24 protein-coding genes are annotated in these 24,331 nt (G+C 67.5%); 17 read left to right on the plus strand and 7 right to left on the minus strand.

All coding sequences use genetic code 11. From position 1 onward, the window contains the following. Window positions 1-297 precede the first annotated feature (297 nt). Window positions 298-1,671 carry an amidohydrolase family protein gene (locus AC0VYB_RS03915; protein WP_201671426.1) on the minus strand — a complete coding sequence of 458 codons (1,374 nt, stop codon included), beginning with the start codon at window positions 1,669-1,671 and terminating at the stop codon, window positions 298-300. Between the two features lie 202 nt (window positions 1,672-1,873). Here AC0VYB_RS03915 and AC0VYB_RS03920 point away from each other — a divergent pair, with 202 nt between their 5' ends. The 15 genes from AC0VYB_RS03920 to AC0VYB_RS03990 all read left to right on the plus strand — a co-directional run bounded on the left by AC0VYB_RS03920 (window position 1,874) and on the right by AC0VYB_RS03990 (window position 18,073). Next, entirely contained in the window at window positions 1,874-3,148 is a 1,275-nt protein-coding gene (locus AC0VYB_RS03920) for an MFS transporter (RefSeq protein WP_095376671.1), read from the plus strand. A gap of 39 nt (window positions 3,149-3,187) precedes the next feature. After that, on the plus strand, window positions 3,188-3,739 hold the full coding sequence (hpt, locus tag AC0VYB_RS03925; RefSeq protein ID WP_009380922.1) for a hypoxanthine phosphoribosyltransferase: 552 nt from the start codon (window positions 3,188-3,190) through the stop codon (window positions 3,737-3,739). Window positions 3,740-3,928: 189 nt separating this feature from the next. Then, window positions 3,929-6,088, plus strand: coding sequence for an ATP-dependent zinc metalloprotease FtsH (gene ftsH / locus AC0VYB_RS03930; protein WP_009380924.1), 2,160 nt, complete (start codon window positions 3,929-3,931; stop codon window positions 6,086-6,088). Further along, complete coding sequence (folE, locus tag AC0VYB_RS03935; protein ID WP_095376673.1) at window positions 6,088-6,702, plus strand: GTP cyclohydrolase I FolE; 615 nt, start codon at window positions 6,088-6,090, stop codon at window positions 6,700-6,702. The genes ftsH and folE overlap by 1 nt, the downstream gene beginning before the upstream one ends. A 3-nt stretch (window positions 6,703-6,705) precedes the next feature. Next, entirely contained in the window at window positions 6,706-7,548 is an 843-nt protein-coding gene (gene folP, locus AC0VYB_RS03940; protein ID WP_095376674.1) for a dihydropteroate synthase, read from the plus strand. Further along, complete coding sequence (folK, locus tag AC0VYB_RS03945) at window positions 7,545-8,444, plus strand: 2-amino-4-hydroxy-6-hydroxymethyldihydropteridine diphosphokinase (protein WP_197932344.1); 900 nt, start codon at window positions 7,545-7,547, stop codon at window positions 8,442-8,444. Before folP ends, folK begins: the two co-directional genes overlap by 4 nt. Before the next feature lie 18 nt (window positions 8,445-8,462). Beyond that, complete coding sequence (locus AC0VYB_RS03950; protein WP_009380683.1) at window positions 8,463-8,924, plus strand: DUF3180 domain-containing protein; 462 nt, start codon at window positions 8,463-8,465, stop codon at window positions 8,922-8,924. Continuing rightward, window positions 8,921-9,403, plus strand: coding sequence for a PH domain-containing protein (locus AC0VYB_RS03955; protein ID WP_131248345.1), 483 nt, complete (start codon window positions 8,921-8,923; stop codon window positions 9,401-9,403). The genes AC0VYB_RS03950 and AC0VYB_RS03955 overlap by 4 nt, the downstream gene beginning before the upstream one ends. A 2-nt stretch (window positions 9,404-9,405) precedes the next feature. Continuing rightward, window positions 9,406-11,163 (plus strand): PH domain-containing protein, encoded by a 1,758-nt coding sequence (locus tag AC0VYB_RS03960; protein WP_095376676.1) that lies wholly within the window; start codon window positions 9,406-9,408, stop codon window positions 11,161-11,163. Further along, the gene (locus tag AC0VYB_RS03965) at window positions 11,160-12,050 is read left to right on the plus strand and encodes a Rossmann-like and DUF2520 domain-containing protein (RefSeq protein WP_009380680.1); all 891 of its coding nucleotides are present in this window, start codon (window positions 11,160-11,162) and stop codon (window positions 12,048-12,050) included. The genes AC0VYB_RS03960 and AC0VYB_RS03965 overlap by 4 nt, the downstream gene beginning before the upstream one ends. A 65-nt stretch (window positions 12,051-12,115) precedes the next feature. Continuing rightward, complete coding sequence (lysS, locus tag AC0VYB_RS03970) at window positions 12,116-13,675, plus strand: lysine--tRNA ligase (protein WP_063249269.1); 1,560 nt, start codon at window positions 12,116-12,118, stop codon at window positions 13,673-13,675. A gap of 3 nt (window positions 13,676-13,678) precedes the next feature. Further along, window positions 13,679-13,924 carry a hypothetical protein gene (locus AC0VYB_RS03975; protein WP_095376677.1) on the plus strand — a complete coding sequence of 82 codons (246 nt, stop codon included), beginning with the start codon at window positions 13,679-13,681 and terminating at the stop codon, window positions 13,922-13,924. Further along, the gene (locus tag AC0VYB_RS03980; RefSeq protein ID WP_009380677.1) at window positions 13,890-14,225 is read left to right on the plus strand and encodes a histone-like nucleoid-structuring protein Lsr2; all 336 of its coding nucleotides are present in this window, start codon (window positions 13,890-13,892) and stop codon (window positions 14,223-14,225) included. Before AC0VYB_RS03975 ends, AC0VYB_RS03980 begins: the two co-directional genes overlap by 35 nt. A gap of 548 nt (window positions 14,226-14,773) precedes the next feature. After that, complete coding sequence (locus AC0VYB_RS03985) at window positions 14,774-17,311, plus strand: ATP-dependent Clp protease ATP-binding subunit (RefSeq protein WP_063249268.1); 2,538 nt, start codon at window positions 14,774-14,776, stop codon at window positions 17,309-17,311. Window positions 17,312-17,494: 183 nt separating this feature from the next. Continuing rightward, window positions 17,495-18,073, plus strand: a complete 579-nt coding sequence (locus AC0VYB_RS03990; protein WP_009380675.1) for an amino-acid N-acetyltransferase — start codon at window positions 17,495-17,497, stop codon at window positions 18,071-18,073. Window positions 18,074-18,098: 25 nt separating this feature from the next. Here AC0VYB_RS03990 and AC0VYB_RS03995 read toward each other — a convergent pair whose 3' ends face one another. Together AC0VYB_RS03995 and AC0VYB_RS04000 are read right to left on the minus strand one after the other, a co-directional pair. Next, the gene (locus AC0VYB_RS03995; protein WP_131248342.1) at window positions 18,099-18,974 is read right to left on the minus strand and encodes an alpha/beta fold hydrolase; all 876 of its coding nucleotides are present in this window, start codon (window positions 18,972-18,974) and stop codon (window positions 18,099-18,101) included. Window positions 18,975-19,099: 125 nt separating this feature from the next. Further along, window positions 19,100-20,146 (minus strand): HhH-GPD family protein, encoded by a 1,047-nt coding sequence (locus AC0VYB_RS04000; RefSeq protein WP_131248341.1) that lies wholly within the window; start codon window positions 20,144-20,146, stop codon window positions 19,100-19,102. 36 nt (window positions 20,147-20,182) lie between these two features. On the opposite strand from AC0VYB_RS04000, the gene AC0VYB_RS04005 reads away from it, so the two are divergent. Beyond that, window positions 20,183-20,959 carry a hypothetical protein gene (locus tag AC0VYB_RS04005; RefSeq protein WP_227007280.1) on the plus strand — a complete coding sequence of 259 codons (777 nt, stop codon included), beginning with the start codon at window positions 20,183-20,185 and terminating at the stop codon, window positions 20,957-20,959. 56 nt (window positions 20,960-21,015) lie between these two features. Here the strand turns inward: AC0VYB_RS04005 and AC0VYB_RS04010 are convergent, their stop codons facing one another. The 3 genes from AC0VYB_RS04010 to map all read right to left on the minus strand — a co-directional run bounded on the left by AC0VYB_RS04010 (window position 21,016) and on the right by map (window position 23,649). Then, the gene (locus AC0VYB_RS04010; protein ID WP_223290026.1) at window positions 21,016-21,408 is read right to left on the minus strand and encodes a VOC family protein; all 393 of its coding nucleotides are present in this window, start codon (window positions 21,406-21,408) and stop codon (window positions 21,016-21,018) included. Window positions 21,409-21,469: 61 nt separating this feature from the next. After that, window positions 21,470-22,846 carry a DNA repair protein RadA gene (gene radA / locus AC0VYB_RS04015; RefSeq protein WP_095376681.1) on the minus strand — a complete coding sequence of 459 codons (1,377 nt, stop codon included), beginning with the start codon at window positions 22,844-22,846 and terminating at the stop codon, window positions 21,470-21,472. A 35-nt stretch (window positions 22,847-22,881) separates the two neighbouring features. Beyond that, window positions 22,882-23,649: a type I methionyl aminopeptidase gene (map, locus tag AC0VYB_RS04020; RefSeq protein ID WP_063249262.1), complete on the minus strand. Its 768-nt coding sequence runs from the start codon at window positions 23,647-23,649 to the stop codon at window positions 22,882-22,884. A gap of 138 nt (window positions 23,650-23,787) precedes the next feature. Between map and AC0VYB_RS04025 the strand changes: the two genes are divergently transcribed. Next, window positions 23,788-24,012 (plus strand): hypothetical protein, encoded by a 225-nt coding sequence (locus AC0VYB_RS04025; RefSeq protein ID WP_131248340.1) that lies wholly within the window; start codon window positions 23,788-23,790, stop codon window positions 24,010-24,012. A 66-nt stretch (window positions 24,013-24,078) separates the two neighbouring features. On the opposite strand, the gene AC0VYB_RS04030 is transcribed toward AC0VYB_RS04025, so the two are convergent. Then, window positions 24,079-24,300, minus strand: a complete 222-nt coding sequence (locus AC0VYB_RS04030) for a PLD nuclease N-terminal domain-containing protein (RefSeq protein ID WP_063249302.1) — start codon at window positions 24,298-24,300, stop codon at window positions 24,079-24,081. Window positions 24,301-24,331 lie beyond the last annotated feature (31 nt).

Here is a 24,331-nt window from a genome sequence, read left to right on the forward strand (position 1 = left end):
CAGACGCACACGCAACCCGCAGCGTCACACACAACCCGCAGCGTCACACACAACCCGCAGCGTCACACACAACCCGGGGCGTCAAGTCGCTTCGGCGGCCGCACACACAACGCTGAGCGCCGTACGTCCCACCCGCAGCGCCGCACACAACCCTGGGCTCCGAGTCGCACCCGCGGCCGCACACACAACGCTGAGCGCCGCACGTCCTCCACGGAGCGTCACGTCCTACATGTGCAGACGGTGGTTTTGTCGCTGCGGGTGCGGGATGCGCGGAGAGGCTCAGCCGCGCGGGGGCGGTCAGCGAAGGCCGCCGAGGAGTTCCCCGCCGGAGGCGACGAGACGCCCGCCTTTGTAGACGTCCCGATCGGTCGGGCAGTCCATGATCGCCGAGGTGACCGTGTCCGCATCGACGAGCAGGAAGTCCGCAGGCGCCCCGACGCCGAGGCCGAAGGTCGCATCGTCGACGAGTGCGGAGCCATCGGGGCGGGCACCGGCCATCACCTGCGCTCCACCGCGGGAGGCGATGTCGAGGCAGTGCTCGATGTCCTCATCGCGGCGGAAGCCGTTGGTGAAGGCGAGCTGCCATGTCCGCCGCAGCAGGTCACCGTCGCCGTAGGGACTCCAGTAGTCGCGCTGACCGTCCTCGCCGAGGCCGACGGCGACCCGATGCGCGGAGAGCAGGCTCTGCGGCAGGCTCCCCTTGGCCGGGGCGACCGTCGTCAGGGACACTCCCGCCTCGGCGAGGAGTTCGACGAGGTCACGGACGACCGGTTCGGGGTTCGTGTTGAGCGCGAACGCATGGGAGATCGTCACCTTCCCCTGCAGGCCGAGCGCCGTCGTCCGGTGGGCGATCTCCTCGAACGAGTACACGCCTGCGGTCCCGCCCTCGTGGAGGTGGATGTCGACGCCCTTGCCGTGCTTCTCCGCGAGACCGAAGACGATGTCGAGGTGCCTGACCGGGTCGCGGTCGTACTGGACGGGGTCGAGGCCGCCGACGAGATCGGCCCCTTCCCGCAGTGCCGCGTCGAGCAGATCGGCCACGCCCTTCTCCCGGACGATTCCGGCCTGCGGGAACGCGACGATCTGCGAGTCGAGGACGTCAGCATGCGCGGACAGGGCGTCGCGGACCCCGGCGAAGCGCTCGAGTCCGGTGTCGGAGTCGACCTGGGCGTGCGAGCGGATCCGCGACCCGCCCGAGGCGATGATCGCAGCGATCGCATAGCTCGCCTGGTCGCGCACCGTCCGTTCGCCGTCGCGCCAGTTCCGCCGGTCGTTCATGATGTAGCCGTGCAGGGTTCCGTCGGCTGTGTGCGGGCGGAACGTCTGCCCCATCCGGTTCGAGTCGAGGTGCGCGTGGACGTCGCCGAGCCCGGGCAGCAGCACCCGGCCCCTCCCGTCGACGATCTCGTGCGCGGATGCGGCATCGGCGTCGCCCGTATCCGATGCGGCACCGGCGTCGCCCGAACCGGGCGCCCCGTCGCTCGGGACGACCGCGGCGATCCGGCCGTCGTCGACGACGACGTCGACGGCCGCCTCGTCGGGGCGACGGGGGGCGATCCTGACATTCCTCACGGTGATGGGCATCGGGGACTCCGTTTCGTTCGTCGGGGCGGCAACCGGCGTCGAGCTCGGGCCCGTCGCCGCTGCGGCGACTGCGTTCGACGCATCCACCCAAACGGTATACCATTATTCGGTTCGGTGGGAACCGGCGGTGGGCACCGCCTGCGCCCGGCACCGGCTCCCGCCGAACATCCCGGCACCGGCCCCCGCCGAACGTCCCGGCAGTCACCCCGGATCCGGCACCGCCGGAGACCCCCGTGCCGGAGCGCGGACGCCGCGGACCCGAGACGAGACCGAGTGAGAGGATGAGCGCATGACGAGCACCCCCTGGACCGAGCATCCGCGCACAGGTCCCGGGCTCGACATCCTCGCACTCGCCTGTCTCGTCCTCATCGCCTCATCCCTGCGCCCCGCCGCGTCCTCACTCGGCCCCGTCCTCGCCGAGGTGCAGACCGCCTACGGCCTCGCCGAATGGCAGACCGGCCTGCTCACCGCCCTGCCCGGCCTCATCTTCGCCCTGTGCGGGTTCCTCGCCGTGCCGCTGCTGCGCCGCGTCGGCCTCTTCGCCTCGCTCGCGGTCTCGTGTGCGCTCATCGCCGCAGGGATCGGTGCCCGCGTCCTCGTCGACTCATCCCTGCCCTTCGCTCTCCTCACCGTCACCGCACTGGCCGGGATGTCGTTCGGAAACGTCATCCTCCCCGTCTTCGTCAAGACCCGCTTCCCGCACCGCGTCCACCTCGGGGCGACGACCTTCACCGTCTCCCTCGGCCTCGGCGCGATGGTCCCCGCCTTCCTCACCGCGCCGCTCGCCGAGCACTTCGGCGACTGGCGGATCGGACTCGGCGCATGGATGCTCGTCCCGCTCGCCGCCCTGGCGACGTGGGCGGTCCTGCGCGCGACGGGCTCGGTGCCCGTCCTCCCTCGTCCGCGGCGTGAGCGGGGGGAGACGCCCGCGCCGAGGCGGCACATCCATTCGACGGCGAAGGCGAAGTACATGGCGATGTTCTTCGGCCTCCAGTCGGTCAACGCCTACGTCCAGTTCGGGTGGCTGCCGCAGATCTACCGTGACGCCGGCCTCGACGCCGTGACCGCCGGAATCATGCTCACGATCGTCACCCTCGGCGGTCTGCCCGGCGGCTTCCTCGCCCCGCAGATCATCATGCGCGGCCTCGCCCCGCGGGCGTTCCTCGTCTCCTTCTCAGCCAGCGCCGTCGCGGGCTACACGGGCCTCCTCCTCGCCCCCGCCTCGGCGCCGGTCCTCTGGGCGGTCCTGCTCTCCTACGGCGGATTCGCGTTCCCGGCCGCGCTGGCCCTCATCACCAGCCGCACCCGTGACGTCTCGATCACGGCGCGCACCTCGGCGTTCGTCCAATCCACCGGGTACGTCCTCGCCGCCCTCGGCCCGCTCGCCGTCGGCGCCCTGCTGGGAGCGAGCGGATCGTGGACGCCTCCGCTCGTCCTCCTCATCGTCGTCTCCGCCCTCATGGGGGTCACCGGGTACCTCTCGGCCGCGCCCGGCACCGTCGACGACGAACTCGCCGAGACCGGCCAGGACGAGGTGGCTGTAGGGGACGTCCGTCACCCATAATGGAGGCACACCCATCCCACACGAGGAGAACCGACTGCAGTGGACATCAACGATCTCGGCAATGACATCGAAGAAGTGCTCGTCTCGGAAGAACAGATAGCCGCCCGACTCGTTGAACTGGCAGCCGCCATCGATGAGGACTACAAGGACAAGGACATCCTCCTCGTCGGCGTCCTCAAGGGAGCGGTCATGGTCATGGCCGACCTCGCCCGCGCCCTGCACTCCCCGGTGACGATGGACTGGATGGCGGTGTCCTCGTACGGGTCGGGCACGAAGTCCTCAGGCGTCGTGCGGATCCTCAAGGACCTCGACACGGACCTCACCGGACGCCACGTCCTCATCGTCGAGGACATCATCGACTCCGGCCTCACCCTCTCGTGGCTCGTGCAGAACCTGCGCTCGCGCGGAGCCGCCGACGTCGAGATCTGCACGATGCTGCGCAAGCCCGAAGCCGTCAAGGTCGACATCGACGTCAAGTACGTCGGCTTCGACGTGCCCAACGAGTTCGTCATCGGCTACGGGCTCGACTACGCGGAGAAGTACCGCAACGTCCCGTTCGTCGCGACCCTCGCCCAGCACGTCTACAGCTGAGCGAACCCGCCGCCGGTCGACGCACACAGCTGAACGCGAACCCCGCGTTCGCTGACAGCTGACCTGGCCTGGGAACAAAACCTCACGGATTCCCGCTATCCCAGAGGTACGTACTAGGCTGTGGGGGATGCTCCCAGGCAGCCGCGGCGGCCTGGCCGGGCTGTCGAGACTGAATTCCTGAGAGGATCTATGGCCGAGTCCAACAAGCGACGTCCCCTGCTCACCAAGGCGACGAAGGGTCCGTTGATCTGGATCGTCATGGCACTCCTCGTCGTCTCCATCGGTGCGCTCCTCTTCAGTCGGGTCGGGTTCAGCCAGATCGACACCGAACAGGGACTCAAGCTCCTCGCCGACGACAAGGTCGAACAGGTCAAGATCGTCGATCGCGACCAGCGCGTCGACCTCACCCTCAAGGACGACCTCAAGATCGACGGTCAGGACTTCGGGAACAAGGTCCAGTTCTACTATGTCGAGCAGCGCGGCGACGAGGTCGTCGAGGCCGTCACCGAGTCGAACCCGACGCAGGGCTACACCGACGAGGTGCCGCAGCAGAGCTGGCTGATGTCGCTGCTGGGCACACTCATCCCCTTCGTCATCATCTTCATCGTCTTCTGGTTCCTCATCTCCCAGATGAGCGGCGGGAAGATGATGAACTTCGGCAAGTCGAAGGCCAAGCTCGTCAACAAGGAGAACCCCGACGTCACGTTCAAGGACGTCGCGGGAGTCGACGAGGCGCTCGAAGAGCTCGAGGAGATCAAGGAGTTCCTCGCCGAACCCGAGAAGTTCAAGGCCGTGGGCGCGAAGATCCCCAAGGGCGTGCTCCTCTACGGCCAGCCCGGAACCGGCAAGACCCTGCTCGCGAAGGCCGTCGCCGGCGAGGCAGGAGTGCCCTTCTACTCGATCTCCGGCTCCGACTTCGTCGAGATGTACGTCGGCGTCGGCGCCTCCCGCGTCCGCGACCTCTTCGAACAGGCGAAGGCGAACGCCCCCTGTATCATCTTCATCGACGAGATCGACGCCGTCGGCCGCCAGCGCGGCGCCGGCATGGGCGGTGGCCACGACGAGCGCGAGCAGACGCTCAATCAGCTCCTCGTCGAGATGGACGGCTTCGACGTGAAGACCAACGTCATCCTCATCGCCGCGACCAACCGTCCCGACGTCCTCGACCCCGCGCTTCTGCGCCCGGGCCGCTTCGACCGGCAGATCCCCGTCGAGGCCCCGGACATGAAGGGCCGCAAGCGGATCCTCGAGGTCCACGCGAAGGACAAGCCGCTGGCCCCCGACGTCGACCTCGGACAGATCGCCAAGCGCACGCCCGGCTTCTCCGGCGCCGATCTCGCCAACGTCCTCAACGAAGCCGCCCTGCTCACCGCGCGGGAGAACGCGAAGGTCATCGACAACCGCATCCTCGACGAGGCGATCGACCGCGTCATCGCCGGACCGCAGAAGCGCACACGCCTGATGAACGACAAGGAGCGCCTCGTCACCGCCTACCATGAGGGCGGGCACGCGCTGGTGGCGGCGGCGATGAACGACACCGACCCGGTGACGAAGGTGACGATCCTCCCGCGCGGTCGCGCGCTCGGCTACACGATGGTGCTGCCGACCGAGGACAAGTACTCGACGACCCGCAACGAACTCCTCGACCAGCTCGCCTATGCGATGGGCGGACGCGTCGCCGAGGAGGTCGTCTTCCACGACCCGACGACCGGGGCGAGCAACGACATCGAGAAGGCGACGAACATCGCCCGGAAGATGGTCACCCAGTACGGGATGAGCGAGAAGCTCGGCATGGTCAAGATCGGCGACGACCAGTCCGAGCCCTTCGCCGGGCGCGGCTACGGAGGCGGCGACGAGTACGGCGATTCGACGCTCTCGGCCATCGACAAAGAGGTGCGGCTGCTCATCGACACCGCCCACGCCGACGCCTACTGGGTGCTCACCCACAACCGCGACGTCCTCGACAGCCTCGCCTACCAGCTCCTCGAACGCGAAACCCTTGACCAGGCGGCACTCGAGGCGATCTTCGCCACCGTCGTCAAGCGCCCCCGCCGCGACGTGTGGCTGGCCAACGACGAGCGTCCCGTCTCCGACCGCGGACCCATCGTCCCGCCGGCGCCCGCCAGCGGCCGCGGCAACGGCGAGACGGGCCACAGCGGCGGACCCGGTCCCGACACGACCGACCTGCCGGGGGCCGGACCCACCGGCACCAACGGCCCCGACGTTCCGCACAACCCGCCGGGACCCGTCGACCCGAACGGTCCGACCGGCCCCTCGGGACCGACCGGGCCCACCGGCCCGATCGGTCCGTCCACGGGTGGAGGCTACGACCCAGGAAGCGACCGCTGATGACCGACTACGTGTTCAGCGACCTCGGCGAGACCGCTGAGGAACGACCGACGATCGACCATGACCGCATCGCCGCGGCCGTGCGCGAGATCCTCTTCGCCGTCGGCGAGGACCCCGACCGTGAGGGACTGCAGGAGACCCCGGCCCGCGTGGCCCGGGCGTACGAGGAGATCTTCGCCGGCCTCCACCGGGACCCCGCCGAGATCCTCTCGGTGACCTTCGACATCAGCCACGAGGAGATGGTCCTCGTCCGCGACATCGACCTCTACTCGATGTGCGAACACCATCTCGTCCCCTTCCACGGGGTCGCCCATGTCGGCTACATCCCGGCGAAGAACGGCAAAGTCACGGGTCTGTCGAAGCTCGCCCGCCTCGTCGAGGTCTATGCTCGCCGCCCGCAGGTGCAGGAGCGGCTGACGAGTCAGATCGCCGACGCCCTGATGAAGCACCTCGAACCGCAGGGCGCGATCGTCGTCGTCGAAGCCGAGCACCTGTGCATGACGATGCGCGGCGTGCGCAAACCCGGTGCCTCGACGATCACCTCGGCGGTGCGCGGCCAGCTGCGCGAACCGGCCTCCCGGGCGGAGGCGATGAGCCTCATCCTCCGAGGCTGAGCGATGGCGACGCAGATCATGGGCGTCCTCAACGTCACGCCCGACTCCTTCTCCGACGGCGGCCGCTGGTTCGACCAGTCCTCGGCCGTCGCCCACGGGCTCGACCTCCTCTCCTCCGGAGCCGACATCCTCGACATCGGCGGAGAGTCGACGAGGCCGGGAGCCACCCGCGTCGATGAGGCCGAGGAGCTGCGTCGCGTCATCCCCGTCGTCCGCGAGCTCGCCGGCGCAGGGGCCCGCATCAGCGTCGACACGATGCGCGCACGCGTGGCCGCGGCCGCCATCGACGCCGGGGCGCAGATCATCAACGACGTCTCGGCAGGCCTGTCCGATCCCGCGATGCTCTCCGTCGCAGCCGACACCGGCGTTCCCATCGTCCTCATGCACTGGCGCGGTTACCTCGACCGGGCGGATGCGAGCTTCCACTACGACGACGTCGTGGCCGAGGTCATCGCCGAGCTGCGCACCCGCATCGACGCCGCCGTCGCCGCCGGCGTCGACCCCGCCGACATCATCGTCGACCCGGGTCTGGGGTTCTCGAAGAACGCCGAGCACAACTGGCAGATTCTGGCCGGGCTGAGCGAGTTCGCCGTCTTCGATCAGCGCCTGCTCGTGGCCGCGAGCCGCAAGCGCTTCATCGCCTCTCTCGTCTCACCTGAGGATCCGGCCCAGGCCGGAGAGGCTGAGAAGGACGAGGCGACCGCCGTGATCTCCGCCTTCGCCGCCCAGGCCGGAGCGTGGGCCGTGCGCGTCCACGACCCGGCCTCCTCGGCGCTGGCGTGCCGGGTCGCAGGCGCCATCGCCGACCACTCCGGTTCCGCGCCCTCACCGTGGACGCAGCGGTGAGCGGGCTGCCGGACCGGATCGCGCTGCGCGGACTCACCGTGCGCGGCAACCACGGCGTCTTCGACTTCGAGAAGCGCGACGGCCAGGACTTCGTCATCGACGTCACCCTCCACGCGTCGACGGCGGCGGCTGCGGCCACCGACGACATCGCCGACACCATCCACTACGGCGAACTCGCCGAGGATGTCGCCCGCATCGTCGAGGACAACACGTTCGACCTCATCGAGACCCTCGCCGAGGCGATCGCCGCCCACTGCCTGACCCTGACCGAGCGTGTCGAGGTCGTCGTCCACAAACCCAGTGCCCCGATCGAACGCACCTTCGCCGACGTGACCGTCACCGTCGACCGGTCCCGGGAGACGGCAGCGCGGGCCGACGGATCGGACCCCGCGTCGGCCAGCGCCTACCTCAGCCTCGGTGCCAACCTCGGCGAGGCCGCGACTACCCTCGATGAGGCCGTCGCCGCCCTCGACCGGCACCCGCGCATCAGCGTCGCCTCCCGCTCCTCGCTCTACCGCACCGCACCGTGGGGCGGGGTCGAGCAGAACGACTTCCTCAACCTCGGCGTCATCGTCGAGACGACCCTGCCCCCACGCGAACTGCTCGCCGTCTGCCAGGGCATCGAGGTCGCCTGCGGACGGACCCGTGAGCTGCGATGGGGGCCGAGGACGCTCGACATCGACGTCATCGCCTACACCGTCCGGGGAGTCGACGTCGTCCTCGACTCCGCCGCCCTCACCCTGCCGCACCCGCGCGCCCACGAGCGGGCCTTCGTCCTCGTGCCCTGGGCGGAGATCGCCCCGGACACCGTCGTCGACTCACCGACGGGGCCGCGACCGATCGCCGAGGCCATCGCCTCCCTCGACGACCAGGGGATCGAGCGCGCAGACGCCTGATCTGCAAGACTGGGATACATGCAGCGAACGACACCGGGCACCCTCGTCCTCTGGGCGACCGCCGGCACCCTGCTCGGCGTCGTCGTCGACGTCCTGCTCGAATCCCAGGGCCTCGCCCTGCCCGGTCAGCCGTGGTTCGCGATCATCGGCATGCTCATCCTCTCCGCCGTCCTCCTCGTCCTCGGGTACCCCATCAAGCGATGGAACGACGGTGACCGGACCCGCGAGATCGACCCCCTCCAGGCTGCGCGCGTGGCGGTGATGGCCAAGGCCAGCGCCCTGACCGGAGCCGGACTGGCCGGATGGTACGTGGGCAACGCCGCGTACTACTTCCTCTCCGCGCCCGGCATCCGCAACGATCTGGCTGCCGGTATGCTGTTGGCGATGGCGGCCGCGGCCGCGCTGATGATCGTCGGCATCATCGTCGAGATCTTCTGTACTCTCCCGCCCCAAGACCCTCCAGGAGCCGAAGCCGCATGACAGCCACTCCGGATGACGTCGTCTTCACCCGAGTCAGCCCCAAGTACTGGCTCAAAGAGACCATCGCCTCCCTGTGCTTCTTCGTCCCGCTGCTGGCCGCCGCGATCGCGCTGCCCGTGCTCATCCGCGACCAGCCGTGGCTCCACCTGCCGTGGGTCGCCGTCCTCATCTGGACGATCGTCTACCTCGTCGTCCTCTACCGTCAGGCCAAGGTCATCGGCTATGCCGAACGCGATGACGACCTCCTCATCCGCCGGGGGATCCTCTTCCGACGCACCACCGTCGTGCCCTACGGCCGTCTCCAGTTCGTCGACGTCGACACCGGCCCGATCGACCGGATGTTCGGCCTCGCCACCGTCAAGCTCCACACCGCCTCAGCCGCCACCGATGCGACGATCCCCGGCCTGCCCCGTGCCGACGCCGACCGCCTGCGCGACAGTCTCGCGGGCCTCGGGCAGGCGAACCTGGCAGGCCTGTGAGCATGGCATCGCAGAACGGGACCGACACCCTCGCCGAGGTGGCCGCCCCCGACGTCTGGCACCGTGTCCACCCGCTCACGCCGCTGCTCGAGAGCCTCGGCATCATCGTCGTCATCATCGTCACCGGCGGCTACGTGGGTCAGAACTTCATCCAGCAGGCCATCAGCGACCTCGCCAGCGGCGACGCGATCGACCTCTCCTTCGCCGCCTGGCTCGGCTCCCACCAGCTCGTGCTCCTCGCCGTCATCGGCGGAATCGTCCTCATCGTCCTCATCGGCGCCCTCTACAGCTGGCTCGCGTGGCGGGTCATGGGCTACCGCGTCGACGACGAGGCGATCTACGCGCGCTCCGGTCTGCTCGCGAAGAAGGTGCGCAAAGCCCGCCTCGACCGCGTCCAGTCGATCGACCTCCAGCAGAAGCTCCTGCCGCGCCTCCTCGGACTCGCCGAACTCGTCTTCGACGTCGCCGGAGGCAAGGGATCGAACGTGTCGCTGAAGTACCTCAGCAGGAAGCGCGCCGACCTGCTGCGCGATGAACTTCTCGCCGCCGTTCGCGACGTCAAACAGGCCGCCGCGCCCGCCGATGCCCCGGGCCCCGGGGAGGGCCAGGGTGCGACGGAGACGGGGGACAGCCTCGGCGAGGGAATTCCCGGTGACGGGGGAGACGGAACCCGCGCACCGACGATCGACCTCTCAGCCCCCGAACGCGCCGGCGACAGCGTCGGCGTGCGGCTGACCAAACGGCTCTCGACGATGGCCGGCGACGCGCTCGGGGAGGCCGAAGGCAGCCTCAACGACATGCTCGCTCCCTATGGGGTGTCGGCCCAGGTCAAGGACGAGGGCGAGATCATCCGCGTCCCCGTCCACCGGGTGGTCATCGCCTCCCTGCTCAAGACGGACTTCCTCATCGGCGTCCTCATCTTCGTCGCCGTCATCGTCGCAGCGATCATCCTCTTCATCAGCGGCGTCCGCGAAGCCGCCGTGCCGATGCTCTTCGGCGTCCTGCCCGCCGGCATCGCCGCCTTCGCCTCGGTGAAGAAGGACCTCAACAATGCGAACTTCGTCGTCCGCCTCACCGACTCCGGGCTCGCCGTCAGCCACGGTCTCGCCTCGACCTCGCGCAAGGTCATCCCGCTCGACCGGGTGCAGGCCGTGGCGCTCCACCAGCCGCTCCTGTGGCGGAAGGCCGGATGGTGGAAGGCCGAGTACAACATCGCCAGCTCCGGCGAGTCCGGTGAGTCGAACCTGCTCCTGCCCGTCGGCGACCTCGACCAGGCGCTGACGATGATCGGCCTCGCGCTGCCCGAACCCCGGGTTTCCGGTGGAGTGAGCGTGCGCAGCCTCATCCTCGCCGCGATGCACGGTCCGGTCGCGGACGGTGCTGAGGCAGCCGCCGCCGAGGCGGAGTTCCATCGGCAGCCGCGGTCCTCACGGTGGATCGATCCGCTCGTGTGGAGGCGTCGCGCCTTCGCGCTCACCGATGCGCTGCTGATCATCCGCCTCGGCCGTTTCGAACGCCGAGTCGACTTCGTCCCGCATGAGCGCGTGCAGTCGATGCAGTTCCAGCAGGGGCCCCTCCAGCGGGCCCTCGGGCTCGCCACGGTCGCCGTCCATTCGACGGCAGGGCCCATCAAACCCCATGTCACCCATCAGGCCACCGAGGATGCTCTGGCGTTCTTCGCCGAGCACGCCGACCGCACCCGCATCGCCCGGCAGCGCTACGACGAGCAGGTCCGCAGCGGGACGGGGATCGGCCGATGAGCGTCCCCGACGCACCGCGGCTGGGCATCGGCATCATCGGCGCAGGGCGGGTCGGTGCCGTGATCGGGGCCGCCTGGCGGGCGGCCGGGCACGCGATCATCGGGGTGAGCGCCACCTCGGCGACGAGCCTGGAGAGGGCCGAGGAGATGCTGCCCGGGGTTCCGGTCCTCCCACCCGACCGGATCGCCGAACGCGCCGAGCTCCTCCTCGTCGCCGTCCCCGACGATGAGATCTCCTCCCTCGTCTCCGGTCTCGCCGCCCTCGGGCGCATCCATGCCGGACAGATCATCGTCCACTGCGCCGGACGCTTCGGCACCGACGTCCTCGAACCCGCGACCGGCGTCGGAGCCCTGCCCATCGCCCTCCACCCCTCGCTCACCTTCACCGGCACCGCCCTCGACCTGCCGCGGCTGCGGCAGTCGACGGTCGCCGTCACCGCCCCGGCACCCATTCGCCCGGTCGGGGAGGCCCTCGTCGTCGAGATGGGAGCGGAGCCGATCGAGATCGCCGAGGCCGACCGTCCGCTCTACCATGCCGCGATCACCCACGCCTCGAACCACACGATCACGATCATCTCCGAAGCCCTCGACATGCTCACCGAGGCGGGGGTCGACGATCCCTCCCGGGTCCTCACCGCCCTCGTCGACGCCAGCGTCGCCAACACCCTGCAGAACGGTGCGAAGGCCCTGACGGGTCCGGTCAGCCGGGGCGACGCGGGAACCCTGGCCGCGCACCTGGCCGCCCTGAGCGAATACAGTCTCAGCGTCTCCAGTCCGGCGACCCGCAACAGCTACATCGCACTGGCCCGGTCGACGACGGCGAAGGCGCTTGCACTCGGTCGGATCACCGAGGCGCAGGCCCAGGAGATCCTCGCTCTCCTCGACTGAGACCGGGGTCTCGTCGGGCTCACGCGAATTCCCCCGCGGGGCGGGCGCACGGTAGCCTTGATCCCATGGCAGAAACTGAGTCGATCGCCCCCGAAGCCGCAGAATCCCAGCAGGAGCACCTCGATCCGGAGCAGATCCGGATCCGCAAGGACAAGCGGCAGCGGATGTTGGACTCCGACACCGAGGCCTACCCCGTCTCGGTGCCCCGCACCCACACCCTCGCCGAGGTGCACGCCGCCCACCCCGATCTCGAGGCCGGAGACGAGACCGACGACGTCGTCGGCGTCGTCGGCCGTGTCGTCTTCGTCCGCACCACCGGCAAGCTCGCCTTCGTCACCCTCCAGTCCGGTGACGGAACCCGCCTGCAGGGCATGCTCTCGCTGCGCGAGGTCGGCGAGGACCGTCTCGCGGACTTCAAGGCCGACGTCGACCTCGGCGACTTCCTCTTCCTCCACGGTAAGGTCATCAAGTCCAAGCGCGGTGAGCTCTCGGTGCTCGCCGACTCGTGGGCGATGGCCTCGAAGGCGCTGCGCCCCCTGCCGGGACTGCACACCGAGCTCGCCGAGGACACCCGCGTGCGCCAGCGCTATCTCGACCTCATCACCCGCGACGCCGCCCGGGAGACGATGCGCACCCGCGCCCAGGTGATGGCCTCCCTGCGCCGGACCTTCGCCGAGCAGGACTTCATCGAGATCGAGACCCCGATGCTCCAGGTCATGCACGGCGGAGCGGCGGCCAGGCCGTTCAAGACCCACATGAACGCCTACGACATCGACATGTACCTGCGCATCGCCCCCGAGCTCTTCCTCAAGCGGGCGATCGTCGGCGGCATCGAGAACGTCTTCGAGATCAACCGCAACTTCCGCAACGAGGGAGCGGATTCGACGCATTCGCCCGAGTTCGCGATGCTCGAGGCCTACCAGTCCTACGGTGACTACCATTCGATCGCCGAGCTGACGAAGACGCTCGTCCAGAACGCGGCCCAGGACGCCACCGGCTCCCTCCAGGTCACCCTCGAGGACGGAACCGAATACGACTTCGGCGGCGAGTGGGCGGTCGTGAGCATGTACGAGACCCTCTCCGCTGAGTCCGGGGTCGAGGTCACCCCGCTCACGGGCATCGAGGAGCTCGAGAAGATCGCAGCGGACAACGACGTCGACCTCGGCGGGGTCTTCCGGTCCCACGGCAAATACGTCGAGGAGCTGTGGGAGCACTTCTACAAGGACAGGCTCTGGGCGCCGACGTTCGTCACCGACTTCCCCGTCGACACCTCACCCCTGGTGCGCGAACACCGTGAGAAGCCCGGCGTGGTCGAGAAATGGGACCTCTACGTGCGCGGGTTCGAACTCGCCACCGGCTACTCCGAGCTCGTCGACCCCGTCATCCAGCGCGAGCGCTTCGAAGCCCAGGCCGCCGACGCCGCCCGCGGCGACGACGAGGCGATGGGCCTCGACGAGGAGTTCCTCATGGCCATGGAGCATGGAATGCCCCCGACGGGCGGAATGGGAATGGGTCTCGACCGACTTCTCATGGCGCTCACCGGGCTCGGTATTCGAGAAACAATTCTCTTCCCCTTCACCAAACCGATCGCGACCGCGAATTCGGAATCCCGAGAGGAAGGCTGAGTCGTGCTCGACCTCATCAAAGCCCTGCTTCCCTCGATATGCGTCGGATTGCTCTTCTGGTACGTGATGCGCAACATTGTTCGCGCGGATCGGCGCGAACGCGAGCAGATCGAGAAATTCTATTCCGAACATGAGGTTAGCGAATTGGACGCTAATGCGGAAACAGATGTTATGCTTACACCCGTAAAGTCTTCTGAACACGAAAAGGGTGAACATGGCACGGGAGATGCGACTCGTCCTCACGGATGATTTCGATGGCTCGGAAGCAGCGGAGACCGTTCGCTTCAGCCTCGACCAGGGCACGTACGAACTCGAGCTCTCGACGAAGAACGCCGAAGAGCTGAGGGAGACGTTCGCCCCGTACATCGCCAAAGCGCGCCGCGTGGCCAATCCCGGCTCACGTGGACGCCGCGGAGGATCGTCGAGTTCCGGACCCAAGCGCGATACCGCCAAGATTCGCGAATGGGCGCAGGAGAACGGCTACCAGCTCGGTGACCGCGGACGCATTCCGCAGGAGATCGTGCAGGCCTACGAAGCCGCCGAGAACTGAATACCCGGTCGGACTCCGCCGATAAGGCGGTCGGTCCGATGCGGACAATAGAAGGGCACCGCGGGAGCGACGAGAGGATCGTCGTTCCCGCGGTTCTCTGTTTACAGCGTTATTCGCGGTGCCCGATCGTCTCGCAATTCGGGAATCCGGGGAATGGGAATGTTTTGAGAAGTTCCAACGATTCTTGTGAATGAGCTGAGCGCGAACGGTCAAATAGAACCTGTCGCCAGACATTACCGCCGAGTTAAGTCCAGTCCGCAAGATCGGTCGTCACCCCGGTTCCGGATGCGGAACAGCGGTGAAATCATCCAGCGGGCATCCGTTCGGATCCCCGCTCCGAACGGTCGGTGAGGGATCGGACATCGGTCGACCGCCTCGGCGGTGTCCGGCAGACGGCAGGACGCATGGGTGCGGCCGGGGGGCACGGGTGTGGTCGGCAACCGATTTCGCCCTCAGCCGAACGGTTTCGGCTGAGGGCGAAACGTGCAATAGATCCAGGGGGCGGGTCGTTACGCTCTACAGAATACGAAGACTCCAGGAGGGTGAATATGTTCGAGCGGTTCACTGACCGAGCCCGCCGAGTGGTGGTGCTCGCCCAGGAAGAGGCCAAACTCCTCAAGCATAACTACATCGGCACCGAGCACATCCTGCTCGGCCTCATCCACGAAGGTGAGGGCCTGGCAGCCAAGGCACTCGAAGGGATGGACATCTCCCTCGAGCAGGTGCGCGATCAGGTGCAGGAGATCATCGGGCAGGGCCAGCAGGCGCCGAGCGGGCACATCCCGTTCACCCCGCGCGCGAAGAAGGTCCTCGAGCTCAGCCTCCGCGAGGCGCTGCAGCTGGGCCACAGCTACATCGGCACCGAGCACATCCTGCTCGGCCTCATCCGCGAGGGAGAGGGCGTGGCCGCTCAGGTCCTCGTCAAGCTCGGCGCGGATCTCGGGCGTGTGCGTCAGGAAGTCATCAAGCTCCTCTCCGGCTACCAGGGCAAGGAGCCCGTGGCCGCCGGCGGACGTGAGGAGGGCACCCCGTCGGGTTCGCTCGTCCTCGACCAGTTCGGCCGCAACCTCACCGCCGCCGCCCGCGAGGGCAAGCTCGACCCGGTCATCGGCCGCCACGAGCAGATGCAGCGCGTGATGCAGATCCTCTCCCGCCGGACGAAGAACAACCCCGTTCTCATCGGTGAGCCCGGCGTCGGCAAGACCGCCGTCGTCGAGGGTCTGGCCCAGGCCATCGTCAACGGCGAGGTCCCCGAGATCCTCACCGACAAGCAGCTCTACACGCTCGACCTCGGGTCGCTCGTCGCCGGGTCCCGCTACCGCGGTGATTTCGAGGAACGCCTGAAGAAGGTGCTCAAGGAGATCCGCACCCGCGGAGACATCATCCTCTTCATCGACGAGATCCACACCCTCGTGGGTGCGGGTGCCGCCGAAGGTGCGATCGACGCCGCCTCGATCCTCAAGCCGATGCTCGCCCGCGGTGAGCTGCAGACGATCGGTGCGACGACGCTCGACGAGTACCGCAAGCACATCGAGAAGGATGCCGCTCTCGAGCGCCGCTTCCAGCCGATCCAGGTGCCCGAGCCCTCGCTCGCGCACTCGATCGAGATCCTCAAGGGTCTGCGCGACAAGTACGAAGCCCACCACAAGGTGACGATCACCGAGGGTGCGCTGGCCGCGGCGGTGAACATGTCCGATCGCTACATCAACGACCGGTACCTGCCGGACAAGGCGATCGACCTCATCGACGAGGCGGGTGCGAAGCTGCGCATCTCGCGTCTGTCGGTGCCGCAGGAGATCCGCGACCTCGAGGAGAAGATCCTCGAGGCTCGTCACCGCAAGGAAGCAGCGATCGACGCGCAGGACTTCGAACTCGCCGCCTCAGAGCGCGACTCGGAGATGAAGCTCCAGCACGAGAAGGAGGAGCAGACCGAGGCGTGGCGCAAGAGCGGCAAGGACACCTCCGCCACGGTCGATGCCGATCTCATCGCCGAGGTGCTCGCCTCGGCCACGGGCATTCCGATCTTCAAGCTCACCGAGGAGGAGTCCTCGCGTCTGCTGCGGATGGAAGACGAGCTGCACAAGCGCATCATCGGCCAGAACGACGCGGTCAAGTCGATCTCGCGGGCGATCCGTCGCACGCGCGCCGGCCTCAAGGATCCGAAGCGGCCATCCGGTTCGTTCATCTTCGCCGGCCCGACAGGTGTCGGAAAGACCGAGCTTGCGAAGGCACTCGCCGAGTTCCTCTTCGGGGATGAGGATTCGCTCATCAGCCTCGACATGTCGGAGTACTCGGAGAAGCACACCGTCTCGCGTCTCTTCGGTTCGCCTCCCGGCTATGTCGGCTACGAAGAGGGCGGTCAGCTCACGGAGAAGGTGCGCCGGAAGCCGTTCTCAGTCGTCCTCTTCGACGAGGTGGAGAAGGCCCACTCGGACATCTTCAACTCGCTGCTGCAGATCCTCGAAGACGGCCGACTCACCGACTCGCAGGGTCGTGAGGTCGACTTCAAGAACACGATCATCATCATGACGACCAACCTGGGTACGCGCGACGTCTCCAGCGGTCTGCAGATGGGATTCCAGGTCGAGGGTGACACCAAGACCAACTACGACCGGATGAAGCAGCGGGTCAACGAAGAGCTCAAGCAGCACTTCCGTCCCGAGTTCCTCAACCGCGTCGACGACACGATCGTGTTCCCGCAGCTGAACAAGGAGGAGATCATCGAGATCGTCGACCTCTTCCTCGAGCGCCTCGACACGCGTCTGGCCGATCAGGGCATGAAGGTCGAGCTCACCGATGCGGCGAAGAACCTCCTCGCCGATCGCGGCTACGATCCGGTGCTCGGTGCCCGTCCGCTGCGTCGGACGATCCAGCTCGAGATCGAGGACCAGCTCTCGGAGAAGATCCTGTTCAAGGAGATCGGCCGCGGTCAGACGATCAAGGTCGACATCGAGGGCGAAGGCAAGGATGCGAAGTTCACCTTCGACGGCGTCGAGACGGAGACGTTCCCGACGTCGGGAGGCGATGATTCGACCTCCGGTGAGGAGCTCGCCGGTGCCGGATCGTCCGGATCCTCAGCGTCCTGAGCGAAGCGGTCGGCTGATCTGATCGGCTGACTGAACCGACGCCCACCGCAAGCGGCCTCGGGGCGAAGAACCACGGTTCTTCGCCCCGAGGCCGCTTCGCTGTCTGCGGAGGAGCTCAGCCCGCCCCCGACTCGGGTGCGGACAACGATGAGTCCTGCGCCGACGATGGTGTTGAATGAGGGCATGAGCTCAGCCGCCTTCGACCACGGACTCGTCGCCGCAGACCACCACCAGCCGCATGGGCTGCCGAGCGGGCTGCGCCTGCGCCGGGCGAGGACATCAGACGTCAAGGGCATCGAAGCGCTCGTCGAGCCTCTGGCCGAACAGCGGATCCTGCTGGCGAAGGACACCGTGACCTACTTCGAGTCCCTCCAGGAGTTCTGGCTCGTCGTCGACGAGCAGCCTGACGGTTCGGAGATCCTCGCCGGCTGCGCGGCACTGCACATCATCTGGGCCGACCTCGCCGAGGCGCGCACCGTAGCGACCTCCCCGGACTACCGGGGGAGGGGAGTCGGCAAGGCGCTCATCCGCCAGCTGCTCGCCGACGCCGTCGAGATCGGCGTCAACCGAGTCTTCTGTCTCACCTTCGAGACCGGGTTCTTCGGGTCCCTCGGGTTCGAGCCGATCAAGGGCATCCCCGTCTCGCCCGAGGTCTACGTCGAACTCCTCCATTCCGCCGACGAGGGCGTCGCCGAGTTCCTCGACCTCGCCAGGGTCAAGCCGAACACACTGGGCAACACCCGGATGATCAAGTACCTCTAGGCAGCTGCCGATCCCGGGTCGCGGCTCAGCGGGACTGCGACCAGAACTCCCGGAGCTCGGAGACCAGGGTCTCCGGTGCCTCCTCGGGGATGAAGTGGCCGCAGTCGGGGATGGCGCGTCCGTCGACGTGCTCCGTGTAGGACTCCCACACGGTGGCGATGTCCGTGTTCGCGGCCAGACCGCCGGCACCCCACAGTGCGAGCACCGGCATCGTCAGCTTCCGCTGCGCGCGGAAGTCCTCTTCGTCGACGGCGACATCCTCGTGGGTGGCGCGGTAGTCATCGAAGGCCGCCCGCATGGCCCCGGGCTGCTCGAAGGCGCGGACGTAGTCGTCGATGTGCGGATCGAGCCGGTCTCGGCGGACCGTCCAGCGTTCGAAGAAGTAGCGCAGGTACTCAGCGGTCCTGCCTGCGGTGAGCGCCTCCGGGAGGTCCTTCTGCATGTGGAGGAGCCAGTGGAAGTAGCCTTCAGCCGTCCGCATCCGGCCGTTGGTGAACATCGCATGGGTGGGGGCGATGTCGAGGACGGTGAGCGTGGCGACCCGCTCGGGCGAGTCGAGGGCGAGTCGATGGGCGACTCGACCGCCGCGGTCATGGCCGACGAAATGGGCGCGGTCGATGCCGAGGGAGTCCATGATGCCGAGGATGTCCCAGGCCATGCTCCGCTTGTCGTAGCCGTCCGCCGGTTTGTCGCTGAGCCCATAGCCGCGCAGGTCGGGTGCGACGACACGGTACCGGGCATCCGCGTCCGGTCCGTGCAGTCTGGGAATGACATCGCGCCAGCAACCTGCGGTCTGCGGCCAGCCGTGGAGCAGAATCACTGCTTCAGCGCTGTCGTCAGCAGGCTCGCTGACCAGGCAGTGGAACGAATTGTCGTCGACGGTGATGAAGCGCGCGTCCATGGTCTCATCTAACAACAGGATCCGCGCACGAGGCAAGGTGCGTTGAGGGAATTGTGAGGGTCCGGAGGAGTCGAGGACTCCGATGTCCGTGTCCCGTGTCCGCACCGTGGCCGGCGGCCGGTCCGTCACCGCGGCAGGCTGAGACGATCCCCGTGTCGTGCGGCCAGGCCGTCCGAGACGAGATCGGCTGCCAGCCGCGCGATCCGCTCTGCGTCGGCGCTGAGGTCGCGCATCCTCCTCAGCTTCGCCGAGGTGGCCGTTCCGAGGGATTCGACCATGTCCTCATCGAGGGCCGCCGTGGGGGCGGTGAGGAGGTCGAAGGGGACGCCGTCGTGTCGATCGTCCGCCGCCTCGTCGAGGGTCTCTTCGTGTCGGGCCTTGAGGACGTCCATGATCGCCCCGCGCAGCTGTCGGTCCGTCCCGGCCCATTTCTGGGTCCTCGGCTTCGTCGCCGAAGTGGGGCGTCCTGAGCGATTCCAGGCGCACACCTCGGCGAGGGGGCAGTCATCGCACTTCGGACTGCGGGCGGTGCACACGAGGGCCCCGAACTCCATCACCCCGGCGTTCCACCGCACATGATCGACGGCTGGGACGAACTGCTCCGCCCACTGTGTTTCCCGCCTGCTCGGTGAGGTGCTGGGCCGGTCCCGGCCGGCGAAGACCCGGATGAGGACCCTGCGCACATTGGTATCAAGGACGGTCGTGCGCTGGCCGTGGGCGAAGGAGGCGACCGCGGCCGCGGTGTAGGACCCGATGCCGGGCAGGGTCTCGAGCTCGGCGGCGGTTTCAGGGACTCGATTGTCCCGTTCCTCGGCGATGACTCGGGCGGCCTCCTGCAGCCTCAGCGCCCTGCGGGGGTAGCCGAGGCGATCCCAACTGTGGAGCACCTCGGCGGTGGGGGCGGCAGCGAGATCAGCCGGGGTCGGCCACTTCGCCATCCACGCCCGCCACCGGGGTTCGACGCGGGCGACAGGAGTCTGCTGGGACATGATCTCGCTGACGAGGACCGCCCAGGCGGTGGTCTCGGGATCCCGCCAGGGAAGGGGTCTTTCGGCGGTGGCGAACCAGTCGATGATCGTCGCCCGAACCTCGGCGATGTCAGCCTCGGGCACGTCCGGGAAGGCCGCATCTGTGGGGGTGATCCCAGTTTGGGACGTGGTGCGGTGTGTCATTTGGATGCTCATTCGCAATTGCCTAGGCTCATTGCGATGACTCCTTCCGATCGTGGTTCGCAGCCGCAGCAGCCCCGCCAGTCTAGCGGGAAGCTGCCTGCGCACGTCTACCGTCGGCGTCGGATCACGCTCGGTGTGCTCAGCCTCGTCGTCATCGGTCTCCTCGTCCTGGGCGTCGTCGGGATCACGAAGGTTCTGACCGGCGGTGGGGGAGAGCGGACGGCCGAGCCGGCCCCGACCACCGTTTCACCCACCCCACAGGCTCCCGTGCCGGACGAGAAGGCAGCCAGCGGTGCGTGCCCGGAGAAGGCCGTCGCTGTGAGCGCGAAGGTCGACAAGAAGAGCTACGACGAGAACGCGAAGCCGAAGTTCGAGATGACGGTGGCGAACAACCACACGGCCACCTGCCTCATCGAGGTGGGGACGAAGCAGCAGGAATTCGTCGTCATGCAGGATTCCGACGTCGTCTGGTCGTCGAAGTACTGCGCCGCCGACGATGACGAGAACGCCGAGGCGCCGACGGAGTTCGCGCCGCAGTCGCAGAAGACTGCGCAGTTCGAATGGAATCGGGTCCGCGTCGACAAGAACTGCAACAAGACGGACAAGGGCTTCGCCCCGGGGAAGTACGCCCTCGTCGTCAAGCTCGGCGACAAGGAGAGCGCTCCTGCGCAGTTCGAGCTCGAGAAGGATGAGGCGACCAAGGCCAAGGAGAAGAAGGAAGCCGAGGAGAAGAAGGCGAAGGACGAGGAGAAGAAGAAGTCCGAGGACGCCTCTCCGAAAGAGACTGCGGGCTCGGAGGATTCTTCGCCCTGACGGGCCTGAGGGTTCTGCTTCCGGACGGGTCTGAGGATTCTAGTCCAGGACGGGCCTCAAGCCCCGCGGTAGGACCCCACGCCCCACGAATTGCCGTCGTGGTCACGGAAGTCGAACTCCCTGCCGCCGTGCGGTTGTGTGGCCACCGGTCTGACGATCGCATGGCCGAGTTCCATGATCTCCCGGTAGAGCCGGTCGACCTCCCTCTCGGTCGCGACGACGACGTAGATGGAGGCTCCACCGACGCTGTCGAGGGCCGAACCGTCGTGGCGCACCGAACCGACCATGATGCCTCCGGTGTCGCCGAGTGCGTATTCGGCGTGGAGGATGAGACTCGGGTCCTCGTCGTCGCGAACCGTGAGTCGCTCGGTGAAGCCGAGGGTGACGAGCAGGGTGGTCGTGGCCTCCATGTCGGTGGTCCTCAGCGTGGGAAACACTGTGGTCGTCATCTTCCAAGCATGCCCTGTTTTCTCTCCGTTGTCCCGGACTTTCTTCGAGACGGAGGCAAGCTCACTTGCTGTCCGCGGGGTCCTCTGACTTGTCCTTGACGACGGTGGCGACCGCCTCGGCGATATGCTCGCACTCTTTGACGACCATGCCGTCGGGGACGGTTACCCCGCGCAGGGCGCCGCGGGCGACTATTGCGCGGTTCATGCCCAGTCTCGCCGCCTCGCTGAGCCGCTGGCCGATGTTGGGCACGTTGCGGATCTCACCGGAGAGGCTGATCTCACCGATCGCGACGAACTTCGCATACAGGGCGCTGTCCTTCGCCGCCGATGCCAGGGACAGGCAGATCGCCAGGTCACTGGCGGGTTCGGCGAGTCTGGCTCCGCCGACCGTGGCGGTGAAGACGTCAGACTTCGCGAAGCTCGTCGTCGAGATGTTCTGGCTGAGCACGGCGAGCATCATCGCCACTCGGGAGGAGTCGACGCCGGAGACGGATCGACGCGCCTGCCCGGCGACTGATTCGGTGACGAGGGATTGGACCTCGACGAGGAGTGGACGCTTGCCCTCCTGGGTGACGGTCAGGCACGTTCCGGCGGGATTCGAGCCGGTGCTGCGGGAGAGGAAGAGGCCGGAGGGGTCCTCGAGGCTCCTGATCCCGTTCTCCTCCATGTCGAAGCACCCGACTTCGTCGGTGGGTCCGAAGCGGTTCTTCACCGCCCGGAGCATGCGCAGTCGGGAGTGCTTCTCGCCTTCGAACGTGCAGACGACATCGACCAAGTGCTCGAGCAGACGGGGTCCGGCGATCGTGCCGTCCTTCGTGATGTGTCCGACGAGCACCGTGGAGAGCGACCTGGCCTTGGCTTCGCGAATGAGGGCGGCGGCGACTTCGCGCACCTGCGTGACACCGCCGGGAACGCCGTCGACCTCGGAGGAGGCCAGGGTCTGGATCGAGTCGACGATGAGCAGGTCGGGGTCTTCGGCTTCGATCATGCCGAGCACGGTTCCCAGGTCCGTCTCCGCGGCGAGCAGGAGGTTCTCCTCGAGGGCGTTGATCCGGTTCGCCCGCAGGCGCACCTGTCCGGCCGACTCCTCGCCGGTGACGTAGAGGACGGTCGATTCGAACTTCGCGGCCCGGGCTGCGACGTCGAGCAGCAGCGTCGACTTGCCGACCCCCGGCTCACCGGAGAGCAGGATGACCCCGCCGGGGACGATCCCGCCGCCGAGCACGCGGTCGAACTCATCGACGTAGGTCCTGCGTGCCACCGCGAGCGTCGAGTCGACCTTCGTGATCGACTTCGCGCCGCTCGACTTCTTCACCTTCGTCTTCACCGTCGAGGCGGTCTGGCCCTTCTCCTCGAGCGTTCCCCAGGCTTGGCATTCGGGGCAGCGGCCGAGCCATTTGACGGTCGAGTAGCCGCATTCGGTGCAGGTGTAGGACATGGGATCAGTCTGGCATGCGGCACGGACACGGACGCTCAGTCGAGCGTCGTGAGCACTCTCGGGCCGTCCTCGGTGATGGCGATGGTGTTCTCCGAATGCGCGCCGTTCGAGCCGTCGGCCAGTCGCAGCGTCCAGCCGTCCTCGTCGACCTTGAGCTTCTTCGAGGTGAACGACCACCACGGTTCGATCGCCAGCGTCAGGCCCGGCTTGAGCACCATGCCCCGGCCGCCCTTGCCGCGGTTGGCGACGTGGGGGTCCTCGTGCATCGTGTGCCCGAGCCCGTGCCCGCCGAAGTCGAGGTTGACCGGGATCCGCTGTTCGTCGGCGACGTCCCCGATCGCCTGCGAGATGTCGCCGAGGCGGCCCCCCGGCTGGGCGGCGCCGATGCCGGCTTCCAGCCCGGCCCAAGTCGAGTCGATGAGGCGCTGGTCCTCGTCACTGCCCTCGCCGACGACGACCGAGCGGGCGGCGTCGGCGACCCAGCCGTCGATGGAGACGGCGAAGTCGAGGGTGAGGAGGTCACCGTTCTGCATGACGTAGTCGTGCGGCTTGCCGTGGAGGACGCCGTCGTTGACGGAGAGGCAGATGACGTTGCGGAACGGGCCCGAGCCGAAGGACGGGGCATAGTCCCAATAGCACGACTTCGCGCCGGCCTCCTCGATGAGTCTGCGCGCCCGCTTCTCCAGGTGCATGAGATTCATGCCCGGTTCGGCTGTCTCAGACAGTTCGGTCAGCGTCTTCGCCACGAAGCGACCGGTCACCGCCATCTTGTCGATCTCGGCGGGTGTCTTCAGCTCAATCACGGGTGTGCTCCTTGTCGTCTGTGCTCACCGGCAATTCTAGTTCTCCGAGGCAGATGCGGGCGCGGCGGGTTGCCGGTGGCATCATCGCGTCAACGAAGGTGGTTGAGTCGAGACGTGGACACCGATAAGTTCGCGACCATGAGGAATCTCATCGTCGCCTTCTCCCTCGGAACGTCGTTGGCGCTCTCGCTGCTCAACGGAGAGGAAGCGCTGCGCAACGGAGAGCAGTGGTGGCCGCTCTGGCTCATCGTCTTCCCGCTCATTTCCCTGGGCGGCCTGGCCGCAACTCTCTATGACCATTGGAAGCGCTTCCACTCCCGCCGAGGTGACATTGGGGAGAGCCCGCATCCGCCGAACCGCTGACATGGTGGGCGGGCCGACTGAGTCCAGGAGAACCAGTCCCGAGCGCCTGCGCCTACCCGAGATCAATCACGCGGCGCAGCGGGGAAGCGTGCGGTAGTAGAACCAGAGGGCTGCCCCGACGACGGGCAGCAGCAGAACGATGATCGCCCAGACCAGACGGGCGCGAGGGTCGAACCCCGGGCGCAGGATGCTTACCATCGCCCAGATCGTCAGGATGAGTCCGGCGACGACGATTCCGGACCAGACGATGTCGTAGGTCGCTGGGAGGATGGGATTCTCGGCTGGCATGGTCACAGTCTACTGCAGACGCAGTCAACCG

It is taken from the genome of Brevibacterium sp. Z349TD_9 (assembly GCF_056173565.1).

Excerpts from the sequence above, each read along its gene's own strand:
- ftsH (WP_009380924.1), top strand. The coding sequence starts at position 3,929 with ATGGCCGAGTCCAACAAGCGACGTCCCCTGCTCACCAAGGCGACGAAG.
- AC0VYB_RS03955 (WP_131248345.1), top strand. The coding sequence starts at position 8,921 with ATGACAGCCACTCCGGATGACGTCGTCTTCACCCGAGTCAGCCCCAAG.
- AC0VYB_RS04010 (WP_223290026.1), bottom strand. The coding sequence starts at position 21,408 with ATGACGACCACAGTGTTTCCCACGCTGAGGACCACCGACATGGAGGCC.
- AC0VYB_RS03990 (WP_009380675.1), top strand. The coding sequence starts at position 17,495 with ATGAGCTCAGCCGCCTTCGACCACGGACTCGTCGCCGCAGACCACCAC.
- AC0VYB_RS04025 (WP_131248340.1), top strand. The coding sequence starts at position 23,788 with ATGAGGAATCTCATCGTCGCCTTCTCCCTCGGAACGTCGTTGGCGCTC.
- AC0VYB_RS03950 (WP_009380683.1), top strand. The coding sequence starts at position 8,463 with ATGCAGCGAACGACACCGGGCACCCTCGTCCTCTGGGCGACCGCCGGC.
- AC0VYB_RS03920 (WP_095376671.1), top strand. The coding sequence starts at position 1,874 with ATGACGAGCACCCCCTGGACCGAGCATCCGCGCACAGGTCCCGGGCTC.
- AC0VYB_RS04030 (WP_063249302.1), bottom strand. The coding sequence starts at position 24,300 with ATGCCAGCCGAGAATCCCATCCTCCCAGCGACCTACGACATCGTCTGG.
- AC0VYB_RS04000 (WP_131248341.1), bottom strand. The coding sequence starts at position 20,146 with ATGACACACCGCACCACGTCCCAAACTGGGATCACCCCCACAGATGCG.
- folE (WP_095376673.1), top strand. The coding sequence starts at position 6,088 with ATGACCGACTACGTGTTCAGCGACCTCGGCGAGACCGCTGAGGAACGA.
- AC0VYB_RS03985 (WP_063249268.1), top strand. The coding sequence starts at position 14,774 with ATGTTCGAGCGGTTCACTGACCGAGCCCGCCGAGTGGTGGTGCTCGCC.
- folP (WP_095376674.1), top strand. The coding sequence starts at position 6,706 with ATGGCGACGCAGATCATGGGCGTCCTCAACGTCACGCCCGACTCCTTC.
- AC0VYB_RS03995 (WP_131248342.1), bottom strand. The coding sequence starts at position 18,974 with ATGGACGCGCGCTTCATCACCGTCGACGACAATTCGTTCCACTGCCTG.
- AC0VYB_RS03980 (WP_009380677.1), top strand. The coding sequence starts at position 13,890 with ATGGCACGGGAGATGCGACTCGTCCTCACGGATGATTTCGATGGCTCG.
- AC0VYB_RS03965 (WP_009380680.1), top strand. The coding sequence starts at position 11,160 with ATGAGCGTCCCCGACGCACCGCGGCTGGGCATCGGCATCATCGGCGCA.
- AC0VYB_RS03960 (WP_095376676.1), top strand. The coding sequence starts at position 9,406 with ATGGCATCGCAGAACGGGACCGACACCCTCGCCGAGGTGGCCGCCCCC.
- radA (WP_095376681.1), bottom strand. The coding sequence starts at position 22,846 with ATGTCCTACACCTGCACCGAATGCGGCTACTCGACCGTCAAATGGCTC.
- AC0VYB_RS04005 (WP_227007280.1), top strand. The coding sequence starts at position 20,183 with ATGACTCCTTCCGATCGTGGTTCGCAGCCGCAGCAGCCCCGCCAGTCT.
- lysS (WP_063249269.1), top strand. The coding sequence starts at position 12,116 with ATGGCAGAAACTGAGTCGATCGCCCCCGAAGCCGCAGAATCCCAGCAG.